This is a genomic window from Lysobacter sp. Soil_C_15, assembly GCF_057657315.1.
Window position 1 is genome coordinate 397834 of the sequence record NZ_JBDGIR010000003.1, and the last position, 19253, is coordinate 417086.

Sequence of the window (19253 nt, forward strand, 5' to 3'; positions counted from 1 at the left end):
CTGGCAGTACATTCCTGCAGTATCGGCGCGAACGCGGCAAGGCGCGGTGCAGGCGGGCCCGCGGCGGCCACTACCCCAGCCGTTCGCGCAGCGCCGCCTCCTGCTCGCCGATGTGGCTGGCCATGGAATCGTCGAATACGCCGAAACTGTGCCGGTCGACCATTTCCAGCACGCTCGGGATCGTGTCCGGCTCCAGCCCGGCCTCGAGCGCGGTGGCGACGCCGGTCTCGATCGCGTCGGTCGCATCGGCGGCGAGGTCGCCGCCTTGCTCGACCAGATCGCCCAGCGATTCGATGCCGTCGCCCAGGGTCTCCACGCCGTCGCCGAACGCGCCGACGATCGCGCCGGCCGGGCCGGGCAGGCGTTCGTCGATGAATTCGGTGCCTTGGTCGATCAGGTCGCCGAAGCCGCCGACGATGTCGCCGAACAGGCCGCCGCCGTCGCCGACGGTCTCGGCCACATCGCCCAGTTCGCCGATCGGCAACTGGTCGGAGGCGGCGTTGATGCCGTCGATGGTGTCTTCCAGCGAGACGATGTCCGGGCGCGGATCGCCCTGTTCGTCGGTGGCGTCCAGGGTCACCCGGCGGCCGACCGCGTCGGGCAGGTTCAGCACGCCCTCGGCGGTGGCGTCGGTCGGCAGCCGCACCTCGTCCTGGAACCGGTTCACCGCCAGGCCGACGCCGTTGAGGATCGCGGCGAAGCCGTCGGCGTTGTCGGCCGACAGGCCGGAGGTGGCCGCCTGCAGCTCGGTCAGCAGGTCGCCGTCGACCGCGTAGGTGGTGATGTTGCCGTCGGCCTGCTCGAAGCTCAGGCCGCGCTCGGCCAGCGCGGCCTCGACCGTGGCCGGATGCACGCCGGCCGGGTTGGAGACCACACCGCGGTTGCCGGTGACCAGGGCCGCGGCGGTGGCCAGGCCGCCGCCGAGCGAGTGGCCGCTGAAGACCACGTCGTCGCCGCCGTGCTCGGCGACCGACTGGGCGATGTCGATGGCCTGGTTGTAATAGGCCTCGTCGTTGCCGATCGCCTGGGCGACGTCGGCGTTGACGTCTTCCAAGTCGCCGAAATCGGTGCCTTCGAACTGCAGCACCGGCGCCGCGTCCGGCCCGAACACCGCCGGGTCGGGAATGAACAATTCCGCGTTGAAGCCCGAGCCTTGCGGATGCAGTTGCTCGGCGCTGAGCCCGTACTGCGCCAGTTGCGCATCGCTGGCGCGCTGCCAGCCCTCCGGCACGCTGTCGTCGGCGCCCAGCGAACGGCTCAGGGTCAGCACCTCGCGGTCGTGGTACAGGGTCTGCAATTGCTCGGTCTGCTGCCACAGCGCGCCGTCGCGATCCTGCTGGGCTTGGGTGTAGCCCTGCACCAGCAGTTCGCGCTGCTGCGGGTCGGAGGTCGCCGCATCGGCGCGGGCCTGGATCTGCTCGGCGCTCAGTGCCGGCGGGGGCGGCGGCGGTTCGCGCTGCAGCGACCGCTCGACGACGCGGCTGACGGTACCGGCGATATCGCTGACGAAGGACATGGCGGCCTCGGCGAGAGGGATGAGACGGGCTGCCCGAATCTCGCCACAGCCTGCGCCGGTCCGCCATCCGGAGCGACCCGAGCTAGGGCCGACCCTAGGCGCCCGCTGCGGCCGGCGCGTCCTCGCCGGCGAGCCTTCAGCCGGAGCAGCTCGGCCAGCGCAGCTCCAGGCTGCGCAGTTTCAGCCGGCGCAGCTTCAGACGGAGCCGCTTCAGACGGAGCAGCTTCAGACGGAGCAGCTTCAGACGGAGATTTCGTCGTAGCCGCGGCCGAGGAATTGCAGCAGGCACCAGCCATGGCCGAACGGGTCGGCGATGGCGACGATCCGGCCCCAGTTCGCGCTGCGGATTTGGCCTTCCTGGCGCGCGCCGGCGGCCAGGGCGCTGGTCAGGGCGGCGTCGAGGTCGGCCACCGCCACGTCGAGATGGATCGGCGACCAATGGCGGGCATAGCGGCGGGTCTCGTCGCCGGCCGCCGGCGAGCCCTCGGGCTTGCGCAGCAGATAGATCGGCGCGGCGCCGCCGAGCAGTTCGATCGCGTCCGCGCCGAGGCGGCGGCCGATATGCAGGCCGAAGGCGCGGGTGTAGAACGCCAGCGCGGCGTCCAGGTCGGGCACATCGATATTGATCAACTGCTGCATCGGTTGGCTCCGCGGGCGTGAGGGCCGAGTGTGCGCAGTGCGGCGCTAAGGCGGCGTGGCGATGCGCGCCGCGCCGGTCCAGGCGCGGCGCGCAGGCTCGCGCTCAGGGCGCCGGGGCGGCTTCCTTGCGCAGTCGCTCCTCGAGCTTGCCGTTGCCGGACGCGGCGTAGGCCCGGCAGTCGCTGGCCGTGCCCTGCGGCATCGGGCCCGGCGCGTCCAGGCGCGCGAGCAGGTTGCTGGCGTTCGGATGCGGGGTGACCAGGATGTCGCAGGGCAGGTCGGCGACGGTCTGGATGCTGCGCCGGAACGCCGCCACCACGCCCGGATGCGCGGCCTCGTCGCTATATCTATAGACCTCGTCGGTGAGCGGGGTGAGGCTGTCGGCGTAGGCGATCGCCTTGCAGTCGCCGGCCTCGTCGCAGGCGCGCCAGCTCCAACTGGTGCCGCCGGGGGTGTGGCCGGGCGTGGCGTGCGCGGTCAGTTCGATCGGGCCCAGGCGCAGGGTGTCGCCGTCGCCGATGCGCTGCACCGCGCGCACCGGCGCGAACGGCGATACGCTGAGGAACTGCGGATCGCTGCGGTCGCCTTTGCCGCTTTGCAGCGCCGCGATCGCCGGCGCGCGCGCGACCACGGTCGCGCCGGTGACGCGCTGCAGATGGGCCAGGCCGCCGGCATGGTCGTTGTGTTCGTGCGAGTTGAGCAGGTAGCGGACCTGGCGCGGGTCGATGCCGAGCGCGCGGATGCTGGCCTCGATCAGCGGGCCGCCGCGTTCGCTGGCGCCGTCGATCAGCACGTGGCCCTGCGCGGAGATGATCAGCACCGCGCTGAGGCCGCAGGTGCCGACATACCAGGTGTTGCCGTGGATGCGGCGCGGCTGGGTCGGCTGGTTCCAGTCCGGATCGGCTGCGCAGGGCGCGAAGGCCGGGCCGGCGCTCGGGTCGGGCTTGGCCGGCGCGTGCGCGGCGCAGGCGGTCAACAGGCAGAGCAGGGAGGCGGCGGAAAAACCGGCACGCAATCGCATCGGCGGATCTCGAACGGCAGCCAAGGGCTTGCCACTATGTTCGATCGCGCCGCGCGGCGAAACCGCCGGGTTTGTTCTTTTGTAGGAGCGGCGTGAGCCGCGACGGCCGAAGCGACGAACGCGAGCGGCCCGTCTCGAAGCCGGATCGACCGGCTGCTGTTGGCTTCGGATGCCGAGGTGGTATCCGCCCTCGTCGACGGTCGCGGCTCACGCCGCTCCTACAGAAGGCGAGGCCGCGCCGCCTCCGGGTAGCAGCGACGCAAGTCGCGACCGCGCCGCTCCATGTTCGCTGCGCCGCCGTCCGCAATCCCACGGTCGCGGCTCGCGCCGCTCCTACCCCGGGGCGGCCGCTAGCAGCGGCTGCGCTCAGATCCCGCGCGAGCTGCTCGTATGTTCGATCGCGCCGCGCGGCGAAACCGCCGGGTTTGTTCTTTTGTAGGAGCGGCGTGAGCCGCGACGGCCGAAGCGACGAACGCGAGCGGCCCGTCTCGAAGCCGGATCGACCGGCTGCTGTTGGCTTCGGATGCCGAGGTGGTATCCGCCCTCGTCGACGGTCGCGGCTCACGCCGCTCCTACAGAAGGCGAGGCCGCGCCGCCTCCGGGTAGCAGCGACGCAAGTCGCGACCGCGCCGCTCCATGTTCGCTGCGCCGCCGTCCGCAATCCCACGGTCGCGGCTCACGCCGCTCCTGCCGGAAGCGTCCGCATCGCCTCAGGGCAGCGGCGGCTGCGCTCAGATCTCGCGCGCCAATTGTTCGGCCAGGCCGGTGTAGCTGCCCGGGGTCATCGCCAGCAGGCGCTGCCTGGCCTCGGCCGGCAGGTCCAGCGAAGCGATGAACTCGCGCATCGAGGCCTCGTTGATGCCCTGGCCGCGCGTCAGCGCCTTGAGCTGTTCGTAGGGGTTGGGCAAGCCGTGGCGGCGCATCACCGTCTGCACGGCTTCGGCCAGCACTTCCCAGGACGCGTCCAGGTCGGCGGCCAGGCGTTCGGGGTTGGCGCTGAGCTTGCCCAGGCCGCGCTGCAGGGCGTCCAGGCCGATCAGGGCATGGCCGAAGGCGGTGCCGAGCGCGCGCAGCACGGTCGAGTCGGTCAGGTCGCGCTGCCAGCGGCTGATCGGCAGCTTGGCGGCGAAATGCTCGAACAGCGCGTTGGCGATGCCGAAGTTGCCCTCGGCGTTCTCGAAGTCGATCGGGTTGACCTTGTGCGGCATGGTCGAGCTGCCGACTTCGCCGGCCTTGACCGCCTGCTTGAAGTAACCCAGCGAGATGTAGCCCCAGACGTCGCGGCACAGATCGATGCAGATGGTGTCGATGCGACGCTGGGCGTCGCAGAGTTCGGCGATGCCGTCGTGGGGTTCGATCTGGGTGGTGTAGGGCTGCCAGTCCAGGCCCAGCGAGGCGACGAAGCGCTGCGAGAACGCCGGCCAGTCGATGTCCGGGTAGGCCGAGAGGTGGGCGTTGTAGTTGCCGACCGCGCCGTTGATCTTGCCCGGCATCTGCGCCCCGGCCAGGGTTTCGCCCTGGCGCTGAAGGCGCGCGACCACGTTGGCGATCTCCTTGCCGACCGTGCTCGGCGAGGCGGTCTGGCCGTGGGTGCGCGAGAGCATCGGCAGCGCGGCGTACTCGTGCGCCATCGCGCGCAGCTTCTGGATCAGCTCGTCCAGGCGCGGCAGCAGCACGTGCTGGCGGGCCTGATTGAGCATCAGCGCGTAGCTGAGGTTGTTGATGTCCTCGCTGGTGCAGGCGAAATGGACGAATTCCAGGGCCGGGCCCAGTTCCGGAAAGGTATGCTCGGCGTCGTCCTTCAGCCGCTCCTTGATCAGGTACTCGACCGCCTTGACGTCGTGGTTGGTGGTGCGCTCGATCTCCTTGACCCGCGCCGCGTCCTCGATCGACAGCTCGTCGGCGAGCCGGCGCAGGCGCGCGGCCGCGGCCGCGGAGAACGGCGCCAGCTCGACGATGCCCGGTTCGTCGGCCAGCGCCAGCAGCCATTCCACCTCGACCTTGACGCGGGCCTTGATCAGGCCGAATTCAGAGAAGATCGGCCGCAACGCGTCGACCTTGCCGGCGTAGCGGCCATCGAGCGGGGACAGGGCGAGCAGGGTGGTCTTGGGATCGGCGGACATGGCACGCAGCGGGGAGGAAACAGTCCGCCATTCTACCCCCTGCGCGGCCCGCGCCGCCCGCAGCGGCCGGCGCCGGCCCCGCGGCAGGGGCGGCGAGGGGCGGCGGACGCGGCGCCGACAGGCCGAATCGGGCGTCAAGCGCGCACGCACTCGACGCCCGCCGATGTCGCGGCGATGATGGCGCCCGCCAGCGGAATCCGATGCCAGCACGACGACCTCGTTCACGACCGCCCCCTTACGGCCGGTCTTGAAGCGAGTCGATGCGATCCGATCGACACGACGCGCGGCGCAGGCGGCGCGTCTCCCCCACGACTCAATGGAGTTGGCAATGGCGAGCAAACGCAAGACCCCGGCCGCGGGCGCGGCCGGCAAGCAGGGCAAGGCGCCGGGCGCGAAAGCGGCCCGCGGCGGGAAGGCCGGCAAGACGGCCGGCAAGACGGGCCAGGCTGCGGCGGGCTTCCGCATCGAACACGACAGCATGGGCGAGCTCAGCGTCCCCGAGCAGGCCCTGTGGGGCGCGCAGACCCAGCGCGCGGTGCAGAACTTCCCGATCTCCGGCGTGCCGATGCCGCGCGAGTTCATCCGCGCCCTGGCCCTGGTCAAGGGCGCCGCGGCCGAGGTCAACGGCGGCTTCGGCCTGCTCGGCAAGGCCCAGGCCGCGGCGATCCGCGCCGCCGCCGCGCAGGTCGCCGCCGGCGAGCACGACGCGCAGTTCCCGATCGACGTGTTCCAGACCGGCTCGGGCACCTCGAGCAACATGAACGCCAACGAGGTCATCGCCACCCTGGCTTCGCGCAGCGGCCGCCAGCCGATCCACCCCAACGACCACGTCAACCTCGGCCAGAGCTCCAACGACGTCATCCCGACCGCGATCCGGGTGTCGGCGCAACTGGCGACGGTGGAGACGCTGCTGCCAGCGCTGGCGCATCTGCGCAAGACCATCGAGCGCCGCGCGCGCGAGCTGTCCAAAGTCGTCAAGACCGGCCGCACCCATCTGATGGACGCGATGCCGCTGACCTTCGGCCAGGAGTTCGGCGCCTGGGCGGCGCAGCTGGACTCGGCGCAGCAGCGCATCGAGGACAGCCTCAAGCGGCTGCGCCGGCTGCCGATCGGCGGCACCGCGATCGGCACCGGCATCAACGCCGATCCGCGCTTCGGCAAAGCCATGGCCAAGGCCTTGTCGGCGGCGACCGGCACCCGCTTCGAGTCGGCCGGCGACAAGTTCGAAGGCCTGGCGGCGCAGGACGACGCGGTCGAACTGTCCGGCCAGCTCGGCGCGCTGGCGGTGGCGCTGAGCAAGATCTCCAACGACCTGCGCTGGATGAACTCCGGTCCGCTGGCCGGCCTGGGCGAGATCGAACTGCCGGCCCTGCAGCCGGGCAGCTCGATCATGCCCGGCAAGGTCAATCCGGTGATTCCCGAAGCGCTGGCGATGGTCTGCGCCCAGGTCGTGGGCCACCACGCCGCGATTACCGTGGCCGGGCAGAGCGGCAATTTCCAGCTCAACGTGATGCTGCCGCTGATCGCCTACGACCTGCTCGATTCGATCCGCCTGCTCGGCAACGCGATGCGCCTGCTCGCCGACAGCGCGATCGCCGGGCTGCGGGTGCGCGAGGAGCGGGTGCGCGAAGCGCTGGACCGCAATCCGATCCTGGTCACCGCGCTCAATCCGATCATCGGCTACGAAAAGGCCGCGGCGATAGCCAAGCGCGCCTACAAGGAGGGCCGGCCGGTGCTGGAGGTGGCGCTGGAGGACAGCGGCCTGAGCGAGAAACGACTGCGCCGGCTGCTCGACCCGGCCGCGCTGACCCGCGGCGGCATCCAGGCCGGCGGGGGCGGCGCCGGCGGCTGAATGTGCCCAGCGGCCTTTATCGGAAAATGTTCGGAGATTTAGTTTCGCGACTCAGGTGGTATTTTCCATTACCGCCGCTTGGATATCCTCGCCGCACGCAAGGGGGGATATTCGCAGGCACCGGCGCGGATAAACTCGACCCCGGCGGCGCAGGACCGAACGCGGATGGAACCGCCTCCGGGCCGGCCGTCGTGACACACTCGCGCGTCTACGCCGGCCCCCGGCGCAGGCGCCGATCCGGCGGCGCGAGCCGCCGGGCCCGCCGCGGAAGCACGGCGTCGGCGATCGGTTATTGAGCGGTAATCGATGCGCAACGGCCGGGTTATTTTTGCGGTTTATGCTTTTCGCCCGAACGGCGCCGTACCTGCCGCGCGGGTGATTTTCCCCCGACCCCCGGACTCGATCCGGTCGCCATAACCAGGAGCTTCGCTCATGAAATCCACCCATTTGCTGCGCTACGCCGCCGTCCTGTCGCTGCTCGTCGGCACCACCGCCTGCAACCCGCAGCTCGAGCCGGAAGGCGATGAGATCCATGTCGATCTCAGCGCGCAAGCAGCGCCCGCCGCGACGCCGGCGGCCGACGACGCCCGCGCGGCGGGCTGAGCGAGCTGGGTCCGTCCGGAGGGCCTCGGCCCTCCGGACGAATCTGCGCCGCCGGCTTCGGCGGCGTTGCCGCGACGACGCGCGGCCGGCCCGGGCCGCGTCCGTCGGCTGGGGCGGCCGCCCGCGACGGCGCGCCCCGCGGAGCATGCGCCGGCGGCGACGACGATCGTCGCTTTCCCGGGTTACTCTTTGCCGCCGCAGGCGCCCTGGCGCCGGTTCGCGCCCCGCCGGTCGCGGCAGCGGACTCTGTCGCGGCGGTTGCAACGGGCACCATCGGATTACGTGCATGGATCGAGCGGCGTGGCGCATCGGCGGGGCAGGACTCGCGCTGTTGTGCCTGATTCTGGGGTGGTGCAGCCCGTTGCGGGCGAAGACCGCTTTGCCGCCGCCGCCGGCCGCCGAACTGGCGGTCGCGCGCTGGACCGGCGCCGAAGAACCCGCGCTGTGGCAGGTCCTGTCCGGCGCGGCCGCGTCGGGTTTCGCCGAGGTCGAGGACGGCCGGCTGATTCCGACCGCGCGCCGCGAAGTCGGTTGGTGGCGGCTGGTCGCGCTGCGCGACATCGCTCCGGGCAACGCGCCGCAATTGGTGCTGACCCCGCCGCACCGCAAGCGGGTCGAGCTGTGGCGACCCGGCGACAGCGAGCCCTTGGCGCGCGCGATCTACGGCGACGACGCCGACTACAGCCATTCGACCCGGTTCCTGGTGTTTCCGCTGCCGCAGGGCCTGCGCCGCGGCGACGCTTTGTACCTGCGCATGATCGCCGCCGACGTGGTGCCGTCGCAGGTCTCGATTTTGCCCGGCCAGGAGGTCTACCGCGGCGACATCGTCTATGTCGCGGTGCGCACCTTCGTGCTGACCGTGCTCGGCCTGATCGCGGCGTTGGCGTTCGGCCTGTGGATCGGCCTGCGCGAGCGCGGCTATGTGTTCCTCGGCCTGACCCTGGCCAGCCAGATGCTGGCGATGGCGATCGAGGGCGGCGAGATGCGCGCCTGGCTGGAACTGGGGCCGCTGAGCCTGGACCGGCGCATGGACATCATCCTCAACACTGCGGCGGTGATCGCTTCGCTGCGCTTCTTCAGCCTGTTCCTGCGCCTGCGCGAGCTGCAGCCGCGCGCGGCGCGGCTGCTCGACGGCTGCTGCCTGCTGCTCGGCGGCCTGATCGCGGTGACCGTGTTCAAGACCTGGCCCTTCAGCGGCAACTTCGGCAACCTGGTGCTGTTGGCGGCGATCGCGGTGGTGCTGTACGCGATCGCCAACGCGGTGTGGCGGCGCCAGCGCGAAGGCATGTTCCTGCTGGTCGCCTGGAGTCCGCTGATCGTCAGCCTGGTGGCCCTGGTCGGCGCCTACCAGCGCTGGTGGCCGATGTACCGCTGGCTGGAGTTCGCCTTTCCCTCCAGCCTGGCTTTCAGCGGCCTGGCGCTGCTGTTCGGCCTGACCTCGCGCCTGCGCCAGCTGCGTCACGACCGCGACCGCGCCCAGCACCGCGCGTCCTACGACGCGCTGACCGGGGTGCTGGCGCGCACCGCGCTGGAGGAGGCGCTGGCCTCGGCGGTGGCGCATGCGCAGCGCAGCGGCGAGGCCTTGTCGGTGCTGTTCCTGGACATCGACCATTTCAAGCGGATCAACGACGAGCACGGCCACCGAGCCGGCGACGAGGCCCTGCGCATCGTCGCCCTGCGCGCGCGCAACCGCTTGCGCCGCGGCGACCTGTGCGGCCGTTACGGCGGCGACGAAATGGTCGCGGTGCTGATCGGCGCGGACCTGGACGAGGCGCTGCGGGTGGCCGAGCACATGCGCCTGTCCTTGAACGATCACCCCTTGTCGATCGAGGGCCGGCTGATCCCGATCGCGTTGAGCCTGGGCGTGGCCGAACTGCGGCCGGGCGAGAGCGGCGAACAACTGTTGCGCCGCGCCGATGCGGCCTTGTACGCCAGCAAGAGCGCCGGCCGCGACCGGGTCAGCGCCGACCGCGGCGCAGCGGGCGCGGCCCCGGTCGCCGGCGCGGCCTGACCAAGCAGGCCTGACCGGGGCGGTTGGATGACAGAAGTCCCGGCGCGCGGCATAGTGCGCGCGCGGGCTGGGAGCGCCCGCACGACACAGACCGGTGCCCGCACCGGCCGCCGAGCGCGGCGCCGATCCGGATCCATGCCGGACACGGTGTGGGCCGCCCGGCATGGCCGCTACCCACGACAAGGACTCATCCATGAATCGCGTCATTTCCCGCAAGCCCTCCGCCGCGTTCGTCGGCGCGTCCTGGGGCGCGCTGTTGCTCGGCGCAACGGCCTTCCTGATCGGCCTGTGGAACGCCGATATGCTGCTCAACGAGAAGGGCTACTACCTGACCCTGCTGCTGTACGGCCTGTTCGCCGCGGTGTCGGTGCAAAAGAGCGTGCGCGACAGGATGGAAGGCATTCCGGTCACCGGCCTGTACTACGGTCTGGCCTGGTTCTCGATGGTCGGCGCCTTGCTGCTGTTGTTCGTCGGCCTGTGGAACGCGCAGCTGTTGCTCAGCGAGAAAGGCTTCTACGGAATGGCCTTCGCCTTGAGCCTGTTCGGCGCGATCGCGGTGCAGAAGAACACCCGCGACGCGAGCGCGCGCGACTACCAGGACTGAACCGCATCCCGGCACGGGCGCCGGTCGGCGCCCGTGTCCGCCGCCTCAACGCTTGCAGTTGTCGACCGAGTCGGCGTCGAGCACCGCGAACGGCTGGAACGCCGGCAGGGCGCCGGCGAGCTCGTCCTGGGCGGTGCGCAGCGACGCCATGCGCTCGCACAGGCGCAGCGCCTGGCGTTCGACTTCCTTGGCATCGGCCTCGACCTTGCGCTCGATCGACTCGGTATCGCCCTGGGTCAGGCCGGCGACGACGTTGCCGACCGCTTTGCCGGCCAGGGCCGCGCCGGCTTTGCCGACGGCGATGCCGTCCTGGGTCATGCCCATCGCCTGGACGTAGTAGCGCCGGCTCGCCGCCAACTGCGCCGGATCGAGCGAGACCGCCTGGCCGTCGATGCGCAACGCGCCGTCGGGGCCGATCTCGGCGCGCGCGCCGCCCTGGCCGCGGATCTGGATGCGGTCGCCGGACAGGCTGACCGGCGCGATCACGTGCACCTCGGGCGTGCCGTTCGAGCAGCCGCTGCCGGCGGCGGCAACGAGCAGGGCCAGACACAGCGCGGACACGAACGGAAGTTTCATCGCCAAGATTCCTGGGTGGGGTGCTTAGGGTAGGGACGCCGCAAGCGGCGTCAGTCGTCGCTGGGTACGTCGACCCGGCCGGCGACGCCGGCGTGCTTGACCGTGCCGCTGCCGACCGAACGCACGTGCAGGTCGCCGCGCACGTCGCGCACTTCCAGATCGCCCGAGCCGATCCGCTCCAGGCTCACCGAGCCGCCGACGCGTTCCAGGGCGACGTCGCCGGAACCGATCGAGCCGAGCTTGGCGTCGCCGCCGATGCCGCGCGCTAGCAGGTCGCCGGAACCGAGCGAAATCACCTGCAGCGAGCCGATGTCGTCCAGCTCGACGTCGCCGGAGCCGACATCGGCCACGGTCAGGCCGCGCACCTGGCGCGCCTTGATGTCGCCGGAGCCGACGTCGACGCTCAGCGCCGCGACCCGGGCCACGTCGACGTCGCCGGAGCCGGTCTTGAGCTGGACCCGGGCGCTGTCGGGCAGGCTCGCGTGCAGGACCATGTAGGCGTAGCGGTTGAACGACAGGCTGAGCTTGGACTCGTGCTCGGCGCGCACGATCAGCTTGTCGCCGGCGCGGCGCTGGCTCAGGCGCAGCCCGGCCAGGTCGGCGGCGCTGGAGGCGCAGGCCTTGCCGCGAACTTCGGCGCGGGCGCCGGGCGCGCCGACGATGTGCAGATCGTCGGAGCCGGTCTCGAACACCACCGCCTTGACCCCGGCGAGGTCGAGCTTGAGCTCGCGCGGCTGGCTGTGCTCGCAGCGACGCTCGGCCTGGGCCGCCAGCGGCAGCAGGGCCAGGGCGAGCAGGGCGGGGACGAAACGGATCGGGGCGAGGCGGGCGGCGACGGGGCGCATCGGAAGCTCCAGGGATGGGTGGAAGTTCGATGGATGCGGCGCAAGCCGCGATGGTTGCGTGGCGCAGACGCGCAGGCCGGTCGGCGGCGGCCTGCGCAAGCGACGATCTTTCCGGCCAGGCCCCGCCGCGCCGGAGGCGGGCGGGGCCGCGGGGCTCAGCCCTCGTCGCGCCAGCGGCGCAGGCGGATCGCGCCGTAGACCATGGCCGCGCCGAGGATCGCGCCGATCCACAGGTCGGCGGTGCCCAGGGCGTGCAGGCTGCTGCCCAGTTCGATCGAGCGGGCCAGCTCTTCCGGGCCGTGGATGGCCGAGTCGCGGACCTGTTCCATGCCCGGGCTCAGGTACCAGCTCGCCGGAACCATGCTCAGCAGGCCGCGGAAGGCGACGGCGTACCAGATCTTGTCGTGCGGGATCTCGATGCCCGGCAGGACGTCGAGCCAGCTGATGAAGATGCAGGCCAGCAGCGGCGCGACCACCGCCCAGACGAAGGGCACGCTGCGGGCCCAGGCCGAGCACAGCATCAGCCAGCCGATGGTCGGCAGGGCCCACAGGGCGTACACCGGCACCGCGCACAGCAACTGGAAGATCAGCCGGAACGGATGCGCTTCGGTGATCAGCGCGCTGGCGCCGGGGACGCCGTTGATCACCATCGCCAGCCACGAGATCAGCCACAGCACCGCGCCGACCACCAGACCGATCGCCATCGTCAGCAGCGGCGCCAGGAGCAGGGCCCAGGCCAGCTTGGACAGCACCGTCTGGGTGTCGGAGACCGGCAGCGACTTCCAGAACAGGATGCTGCGGTCCTTGCGCTCGTCGTAGATCGAGCCCAGGGCGTAGAAGAACACCACGAACACCAGCACGATGCTGACCATGCCGATGCCGCCGAGCAGGGCCACGTCGCCGGCGAAGCCGGCCTCGGAGCCGGCGCCTACGCCGATCCTGACGTTCTCCAGGTCGATTTCGCCTTTGCTGACGGCGCTGCGCAGCATCACGGTGCTGGCGACCACCCCGAGCAGGGTGAACACGATCGCGATCGCGCCGACGATCGACGGCGCCCACAGGAAGCCGCCGCGGTGTTCCCAGTACTCGCGCTTGAGCAGCATCTTGAAGGTCTGCAGGCTCGGCGTCGCGGCGACCGCGCGCGGCGCGGCGGGCGAGGGGGCGAGGATGTCGTCTGCGGCGTTCATGCGTAGGTTCCCTTCATGGTGGCGACGAACAGATCGGCCAGGCCCGGGGTGCGGGTTTCGCCGAGCCCGTCCAGCTGCGCGGCCGGAATGCCGTCGAACAGCATCACGGTCTTGCCGAACGGCAGCGCGCGTTCGTCGATCGGGCCGAGGTTGCGTGCGTGCACGGCCTGGTCCGGGTTGACCAGCACCTCGACGAACCGCTCGCCGAGCACTTCCATCTGGCTGTCGAGCACGACCTTGCCGTCGCGGATGAACATCACGTCGGTGAGGATGTGTTCGATCTCCTCGACCTGGTGGGTGGTGATCAGGATGGTCTTGTTCTCGTCGAAGTAGTCTTCCAGCAGGCGCTGGTAGAACTGCTTGCGGTACAGGATGTCCAGGCCCAGGGTCGGTTCGTCGAGCACCAGCAGGCGGGCGTCGATCGCCATCACCAGCGCCAGGTGCAGCTGCACGATCATGCCCTTGGACATTTCGCGCACGCGCAGGTTGGGCTTGAGCTGGGTGCCGTGGAGGAAGCGCTCGCACTTGGCGCGGTCGAAGCGCGGATGCACGCCGGCGACGAAGTCGATCGCCTCGCGCACCCGCAGCCAGCGCGGCAGCACCGCGACGTCGGCGATGAAGCACACGTCGCGCATCAGGTCGTCGCGCTGGGTGCGCGGGTCGCGGCCGAGCACCGACAGATCGCCGTCGAAGGCGATCAGGCCGAGGATGGCCTTCAGCGCGGTGGTCTTGCCGGCGCCGTTGGGACCGATCAGGCCGACGATGCGGCCGGCCGGGATGTCGAAGGCCGCGTCGTCGAGCGCCAGCTTGCTGCGGTAGCGCTTGCGCAGGTTGCGCGCGGTGACGATGTGGCCCGGGTCGATGCGGATGGCGTCGGTCATGGCGAGCCCGCCTTCTGGTCGTCGCCGCCGCCGAGCAACTCCTCGGTGCTCAGGCCCAGGCGCTGGATGCGCTCCAGGACCAGCGGCCATTCTTCTTTCAGGAAGCGTTCGCGCTCGTTGAGGAGCAGTTTCCTTGCGGCTTCTTCGGTCACGTACATGCCCAGGCCTCGGCGTTTTTCGACCAGCGCCTCGTCGGCCAATTCCTGATAGGCGCGCGAGACGGTGATGGGGTTGAGTTGGTATTCGGCGGCCACCTGCCGCACGGACGGCAGGGCATCGCCCGGCTTGAGCACACCGTCGAGCATCATCGCGACGACGCGCTCCTTGAGCTGGCGATAGATCGGAGCGCCGTCGCTCCATTGGATTGCGGTCATGGTTCAGCCCCGCGGCAGGAAGGAGAAGTAAGGCATGACGAGGTTCCGTCGGTTGCGGCGCGCGGCCTTCCCGGCCTTGCGCTTGCTTTCGGTGCTGGCCGGCTCCGCGGCAGCGGGGGATTCCAGGGTCGAGGCGATCGCGGCCAAGTCGGCGACTTCGCCGGCCATGCCGGTGGCGAAGGCCAGGGCCGCGCCGTCGCGTTCGAACTGCTCGGCGCGAGCGCCGATGCGGTCGGCGACCCGGGTCAGGTCGCCGCTGCGGGCGCGGGCGCGCTCGACATAGGCGGGGTCGAAGCGGACCCGGGCCTGGACCAGGCCCAGGTCGAGTTCGAGCGGGCGGCTGTGCGCGGCGGCGAGCTGCCCGGCCGGGGCGCTCGGCGCCGGCAGGGCGATCACCAGGCCCAGGACCAGGGCGCCGCCGGCGGCCATCAGGGCCGATATGGAGTTATGGAGCTTGCGGTTCATGCGAACGTCCTGCTCATTAGTGGGCCGGTGTTGTATGCAACTATAACACCTAAACACGTCGCGTCAATCGCCGCCGGCCCAACTAAAGTCATACTTGCCCGCACCGCCCGGCCGCGACCGGGCCTGCCCCTTGCGACGGAGCCTGTTCATGTCCCAGACCCCGCTGTTTCCCGCCGTTTCGCGGTCTCGCCCGGCGCGCCGGGCGGCCCTGGCCGCGCTGTGCCTGACCGTGCTGACGACCGCCGCCGCCGCCGCGGCCGGCGCCGGCCTGCTCGACCGCAGCTTCCGCCCGCTGGCCGGCAAGACCCCGGTCAACCTGCAGGCGCAGTACGGCGGCCAGGTGCTGTTGGTGGTCAACACCGCCAGCAAATGCGGCTTCACCCCGCAGTTCGAGGCCCTGGAAGGCCTGCAGGCCAAGTACAAGGCGCGCGGCTTCGCCGTGCTCGGCTTTCCCTCCGGCGACTTCAAGGCGCAGGAATTCGACGACGAGAAGCAGATCCAGGAGTTCTGCACTCTGACTTACGGGGTCAAGTTCCCGATGTTCGAGAAGGTGCATGTGGTCGGCGAGCAGGCCACGCCGCTGTACCGGGACCTGGCCCGCAACGCCGGCGAGGCGCCGAAGTGGAATTTCCACAAGTATCTGGTCGGCCGCGACGGCCGGCTGATCGCCAGCTACGGCAGCAAGACCGCGCCGAACGACCCGGCGCTGGTCGCGGCGATCGAGCGCGCCCTGGCCGCGCCGCGTCCGGCCGCGCCGGGCCGGCGCTGAGCCGGTCCGGCGGGATTTGCGCGCGCGGTCGGGTTTCGGCCGCGCGCGAGCCGCTAGGGTGCGGAACTTCGCAGCTTGAGCGACGTCACACTGGAACATTGCCGCCATAGCGCCGGCCCGCGACAATGACGGGCTTGCGCCGGACTGCGGCGTATCGATACACCACCAGGACTGCAACCAGGAGCAGGACCCCGATGAAGGCTTTCGTGCGCGGCGCGGCCGTGTTGATCACCACTGCGACGCTGTTCGGCGGCGTCGCCTCTGCCCAGGAAAAGACCGTGCTCGCCAACGATCGCGAAAAAGTCAGCTATGCCATCGGCCTCGACGTGGCCAGTTCGCTCAAGCCGGTCGGACCGGACCTGGACACCGCCGCGTTCGAGCGCGCGGTCAAGAACGTGTTCGACGGCGGCAAGCCGCTGATCGGCCAGGACGAGGCGCGCAGCGTCGACCAGGCCCTGCGCGCGCGCATCGCCGCCCGCGACGGCAAGCCGGTGCCGGGCCAGGCGCCGGGCGCCAAGCCGCCGGAGGTGGCCAAGGACAAGGTCGGCCTGCTGATCGGCACCTACATGGTCGGCCCCTCGCTGCAGCAGATCAAAGCCGAGATCGAACTGCCGGTGCTGGTGCAGGCCCTGCGCACTTCGCTGACCGGCGGCAAGCCGCTGCTGGCCGAGGGCGAGGCGCGCACCGTGCTGACCGGCTTCAGCGAGCGCCTGCAGGCCAAGATGAAGGCCGAGGCCGCGGTCGCCGGCGAAGCCAACCTGAAGAAGGGCAAGGAATTCCTGGAAGGCAACAAGAAGGTCAAGGGCGTGTTCGTGACCGGCTCGGGCCTGCAGTACATGGTGCTGCGCCAGGGCTCGGGCGAGCGTCCCAAGCCGACCGACAAGGTCAGCGTCAACTACAAGGGCACGCTGCTCGACGGCAGCACCTTCGACAGCTCCTACGATCGCGGCCAGCCGGCCGAATTCCCGGTCAACGGCGTGATCCAGGGCTGGCAGGAAGGCCTGGCGCTGATGCCGGTCGGCAGCAAGTTCAAGTTCTGGATCCCGGCCGAGCTGGCCTACGGCCCGTCGGGCGCGCCGCCGAAGATCGGCCCCAACGCGACCCTGGAATTCGAAGTCGAACTGCTCGATATCCTCTGACCGGTCGCCGCGCAGACTCGTTGCGTTCAGCTGCCGGCTGGCAGTTTGTGCCGCCGGGCCGGTTCCCATTCCGTTTTCGCTTTCCCGTATTCAGGAGTGCAGTTTGATGAAGCCTTTCATGCGTAACACCGCCTTCGCCGTGGCCGTGGGTTCGATGGCGCTGTTCGCCGCCGGCTGCAACCAGGCCGGCAAGCCGGGCGACAAGCCGGCCGCCGACGCCAAGGCCGCGACCGAGGCCAAGGGCGCCGAGGTCAAGGCGATCGGCGGGATGAAGACCGAGAAGGAGCAGGACAGCTACCTGATCGGCATGGACATGGGCCGTTCGCTGGAGCTGCTGAAGGACGACCTCGACCTGGCCGTGCTGCAGAAGGCCATGCAGGCCAACATCAAGGGCGACAAGCCGCTGCTGAGCGACGAGGAAGCGCGCCAGATCCGCGAGCGCCTGCAGAACAAGGTGCGCACCAAGCAGATGGAAAAGATGGTCGCGATGGCCAAGACCAACCAGGAAGAGGGCGACAAGTTCCTCGCCGCCAACGGCAAGAAGCCGGGCGTGGTGACCACCGCTTCGGGCCTGCAGTACCAGATCGTCAGCGAAGGCAAGGGCGCCAAGCCCAAGGCCAGCGATACCGTGCGCGTGCATTACAAGGGCGCGCTGCTCGACGGCAAGACCTTCGACAGCTCCTACGACCGCAACGAGCCGGCGGTGTTCCCGCTCGGCGCGGTAGTGCCGGGCTGGCAGGAAGGCATCGCGCTGATGCCGGTCGGCAGCAAGTTCAAGCTGTGGATCCCGAGCAAGCTCGGCTACGGCGAGCAGGGCACCCCGGGCGGCCCGATCGGCCCGAACGCGACCCTGGTGTTCGACGTCGAACTGCTCGACATCGTCAAGCCGAACGCGCAGGGCGCCGAGTCGGCCGCGATGGGCACCCAGCCGCCGCAGCAGAAGTGAGCCTCCGGCGCGCGCCGCGTCCGCAACCCGGACGCGGCGCGCCGCCCAGGCGCCGCAGTACCCAGCACTGAGAGCAACGAATGCGCGTCACCATCTTCGGTACCGGCTATGTGGGTCTGGTCACCGGAACCTGCCTGGCCGACGTCGGCCACGACGTGGTCTGCGTCGACATCGACCAGGCCAAGGTCGAGGGCCTCAACCGCGGCGTGATCCCGATCTACGAGCCGGGCCTGGAGCCCATGGTCAAGGCCAACCACGCCGCCGGCCGGCTGCATTTCACCACCGACGCCGCCAGCGCGATCGGCCACGGCGACCTGATCTTCATCGCCGTCGGCACGCCGCCGGACGAGGACGGCAGCGCCGACCTCAAGTACGTGCTCGCGGTCGCCGCGACCATCGGCCGCCACATCGAGCGCCCGGTGGTGGTGGTCAACAAGTCGACCGTGCCGGTCGGCACCGCGGACAAGGTCCAGGCCACCATCGCCGCACAGCTGCGCGAGCGCGGGCTGGAGATCGCCTTCGACGTCGCCTCCAACCCCGAATTCCTCAAGGAAGGCGATGCGGTCAACGACTGCATGCGCCCGGACCGTATCGTCGTGGGTTCGTCCAACCCGGCCGCGGTGGAGAAGCTCAAGCGCCTGTACGCGCCGTTCAACCGCAACCACGAGCGCATCGTGGTGATGGACGTGCGCTCGGCCGAGCTGACCAAGTACGCGGCGAACGCGATGCTGGCGACCAAGATCAGCTTCATGAACGAGATCGCCAACATCGCCGAGAAGGTCGGCGCCGACATCGAGATGGTCCGCCAGGGCATCGGCTCGGACCCGCGCATCGGCTGGCATTTCATCTACCCCGGCGCCGGCTACGGCGGCTCGTGCTTTCCCAAGGACGTGCAGGCCCTGGCCCGCACCGCTCAGCAGCACGGCTACGGCGCGCGCCTGCTGGATGCGGTCGAGGCGGTCAACGACAGCCAGAAGGGCCATCTGTTCGAACTGATCCAGCGCCATTACGGCGGCGAAGTGAAGGGCAAGACCTTCGCGGTCTGGGGCCTGGCGTTCAAGCCCAACACCGACGACATGCGCGAGGCCTCCAGCCGCACCCTGCTGGCGCAGCTGTGGGCGGCCGGCGCGCGGGTGCGCGCCTACGACCCGGAAGCCAACGAGGAAGCCGAGCGCATCTTCGGCGAGCGCGAGGACCTGGTGCTGTGCGACTCGGCCCGCGCCGCCCTGGCCGACGCCGACGCGCTGGTGGTGGTGACCGAGTGGAAGCAGTTCCGCAGCCCGGATTTCGTCCGCATCCGGCAAGCTCTGGCCGACGCGGTGATCTTCGACGGGCGCAACCTCTACCACCCCGACGAAGTCGAAGCCGCCGAGCTGGCGTATTACGGCATCGGCCGCGGCCGTTCGATCCTGGTCGACGCCGGCTGAGCCGGCCGACCGCCTTCTTCCGAGCGAGCGCAACCGTGACCAACGAACTCGACCAGCGCCTGATCGACCTGGAAACGCGGCTCGCGTTCCAGGAACACGCGCTCAACGAACTCAGCGACGCGCTGGCCGCCGCGCGCAGCGAAGAGGCGCGCAATTCGCTGCTGCTGTACCGCGCGCTCGACGAGATCAAGCACCTGCGCGCCGCCATGGCCGCGACGCCGTTGACCGGCGACGCCGCCGCCGAACCGCCTCCGCCGCATTACTGAGCGCTTTCG

The 19253-nt window shown here is 70.4% G+C and carries 19 protein-coding genes; 9 read left to right on the forward strand and 10 right to left on the reverse strand.

What is annotated here, in order from left to right; translation table 11 throughout:
• Positions 1–70: 70 nt before the first annotated feature.
• The 4 genes from AC3A57_RS09680 to purB all read right to left on the reverse strand — a co-directional run bounded on the left by AC3A57_RS09680 (position 71) and on the right by purB (position 5299).
• Complete coding sequence (locus AC3A57_RS09680; RefSeq protein ID WP_487578717.1) at positions 71–1516, reverse strand: Tle-like phospholipase domain-containing protein; 1446 nt, start codon at positions 1514–1516, stop codon at positions 71–73.
• Positions 1517–1756: 240 nt separating this feature from the next.
• Positions 1757–2155 carry a VOC family protein gene (locus AC3A57_RS09685; RefSeq protein ID WP_487578718.1) on the reverse strand — a complete coding sequence of 133 codons (399 nt, stop codon included), beginning with the start codon at positions 2153–2155 and terminating at the stop codon, positions 1757–1759.
• Positions 2156–2258: 103 nt separating this feature from the next.
• Positions 2259–3176, reverse strand: coding sequence for a subclass B3 metallo-beta-lactamase (bla, locus tag AC3A57_RS09690; RefSeq protein WP_487578719.1), 918 nt, complete (start codon positions 3174–3176; stop codon positions 2259–2261).
• Positions 3177–3907: 731 nt separating this feature from the next.
• Positions 3908–5299: an adenylosuccinate lyase gene (purB, locus tag AC3A57_RS09695; protein WP_487578720.1), complete on the reverse strand. Its 1392-nt coding sequence runs from the start codon at positions 5297–5299 to the stop codon at positions 3908–3910.
• Between the two features lie 478 nt (positions 5300–5777).
• Between purB and AC3A57_RS09700 the strand changes: the two genes are divergently transcribed.
• The 4 genes from AC3A57_RS09700 (at position 5778) to yiaA (ending at position 10369) form a co-directional block, all read left to right on the forward strand.
• The gene (locus tag AC3A57_RS09700; RefSeq protein WP_487578844.1) at positions 5778–7151 is read left to right on the forward strand and encodes a class II fumarate hydratase; all 1374 of its coding nucleotides are present in this window, start codon (positions 5778–5780) and stop codon (positions 7149–7151) included.
• A gap of 432 nt (positions 7152–7583) precedes the next feature.
• The gene (locus AC3A57_RS09705; RefSeq protein WP_487578721.1) at positions 7584–7754 is read left to right on the forward strand and encodes a hypothetical protein; all 171 of its coding nucleotides are present in this window, start codon (positions 7584–7586) and stop codon (positions 7752–7754) included.
• A 286-nt stretch (positions 7755–8040) separates the two neighbouring features.
• A complete protein-coding gene (locus tag AC3A57_RS09710) occupies positions 8041–9765 on the forward strand; it encodes a sensor domain-containing diguanylate cyclase (RefSeq protein ID WP_487578722.1) in 1725 nt (574 codons plus the stop codon).
• Positions 9766–9958: 193 nt separating this feature from the next.
• On the forward strand, positions 9959–10369 hold the full coding sequence (yiaA, locus tag AC3A57_RS09715; protein WP_487578723.1) for an inner membrane protein YiaA: 411 nt from the start codon (positions 9959–9961) through the stop codon (positions 10367–10369).
• A 45-nt stretch (positions 10370–10414) separates the two neighbouring features.
• Here yiaA and AC3A57_RS09720 read toward each other — a convergent pair whose 3' ends face one another.
• The 6 genes from AC3A57_RS09720 to AC3A57_RS09745 form a co-directional block, all read right to left on the reverse strand.
• On the reverse strand, positions 10415–10945 hold the full coding sequence (locus tag AC3A57_RS09720) for a DUF2884 family protein (protein WP_487578724.1): 531 nt from the start codon (positions 10943–10945) through the stop codon (positions 10415–10417).
• Positions 10946–10995: 50 nt separating this feature from the next.
• A complete protein-coding gene (locus AC3A57_RS09725; RefSeq protein ID WP_487578725.1) occupies positions 10996–11790 on the reverse strand; it encodes a DUF4097 family beta strand repeat-containing protein in 795 nt (264 codons plus the stop codon).
• A 155-nt stretch (positions 11791–11945) separates the two neighbouring features.
• Positions 11946–12977, reverse strand: a complete 1032-nt coding sequence (locus tag AC3A57_RS09730) for an ABC transporter permease (RefSeq protein WP_487578726.1) — start codon at positions 12975–12977, stop codon at positions 11946–11948.
• A complete protein-coding gene (locus AC3A57_RS09735) occupies positions 12974–13858 on the reverse strand; it encodes an ABC transporter ATP-binding protein (RefSeq protein WP_221672810.1) in 885 nt (294 codons plus the stop codon). Before AC3A57_RS09735 ends, AC3A57_RS09730 begins: the two co-directional genes overlap by 4 nt.
• The gene (locus AC3A57_RS09740) at positions 13855–14232 is read right to left on the reverse strand and encodes a GntR family transcriptional regulator (protein ID WP_487578727.1); all 378 of its coding nucleotides are present in this window, start codon (positions 14230–14232) and stop codon (positions 13855–13857) included. The genes AC3A57_RS09735 and AC3A57_RS09740 overlap by 4 nt, the downstream gene beginning before the upstream one ends.
• Before the next feature lie 3 nt (positions 14233–14235).
• A complete protein-coding gene (locus AC3A57_RS09745; RefSeq protein ID WP_487578728.1) occupies positions 14236–14697 on the reverse strand; it encodes a hypothetical protein in 462 nt (153 codons plus the stop codon).
• Positions 14698–14845: 148 nt separating this feature from the next.
• Here AC3A57_RS09745 and AC3A57_RS09750 point away from each other — a divergent pair, with 148 nt between their 5' ends.
• The 5 genes from AC3A57_RS09750 to AC3A57_RS09770 all read left to right on the forward strand — a co-directional run bounded on the left by AC3A57_RS09750 (position 14846) and on the right by AC3A57_RS09770 (position 19244).
• Positions 14846–15466, forward strand: coding sequence for a glutathione peroxidase (locus AC3A57_RS09750; protein ID WP_487578729.1), 621 nt, complete (start codon positions 14846–14848; stop codon positions 15464–15466).
• A 194-nt stretch (positions 15467–15660) separates the two neighbouring features.
• On the forward strand, positions 15661–16605 hold the full coding sequence (locus tag AC3A57_RS09755) for an FKBP-type peptidyl-prolyl cis-trans isomerase (protein ID WP_487578730.1): 945 nt from the start codon (positions 15661–15663) through the stop codon (positions 16603–16605).
• Between the two features lie 118 nt (positions 16606–16723).
• A complete protein-coding gene (locus AC3A57_RS09760) occupies positions 16724–17551 on the forward strand; it encodes an FKBP-type peptidyl-prolyl cis-trans isomerase (RefSeq protein ID WP_221672805.1) in 828 nt (275 codons plus the stop codon).
• Between the two features lie 80 nt (positions 17552–17631).
• Positions 17632–18978: a UDP-glucose dehydrogenase family protein gene (locus AC3A57_RS09765; protein ID WP_487578731.1), complete on the forward strand. Its 1347-nt coding sequence runs from the start codon at positions 17632–17634 to the stop codon at positions 18976–18978.
• Between the two features lie 35 nt (positions 18979–19013).
• Complete coding sequence (locus tag AC3A57_RS09770; RefSeq protein WP_487578732.1) at positions 19014–19244, forward strand: SlyX family protein; 231 nt, start codon at positions 19014–19016, stop codon at positions 19242–19244.
• Positions 19245–19253 lie beyond the last annotated feature (9 nt).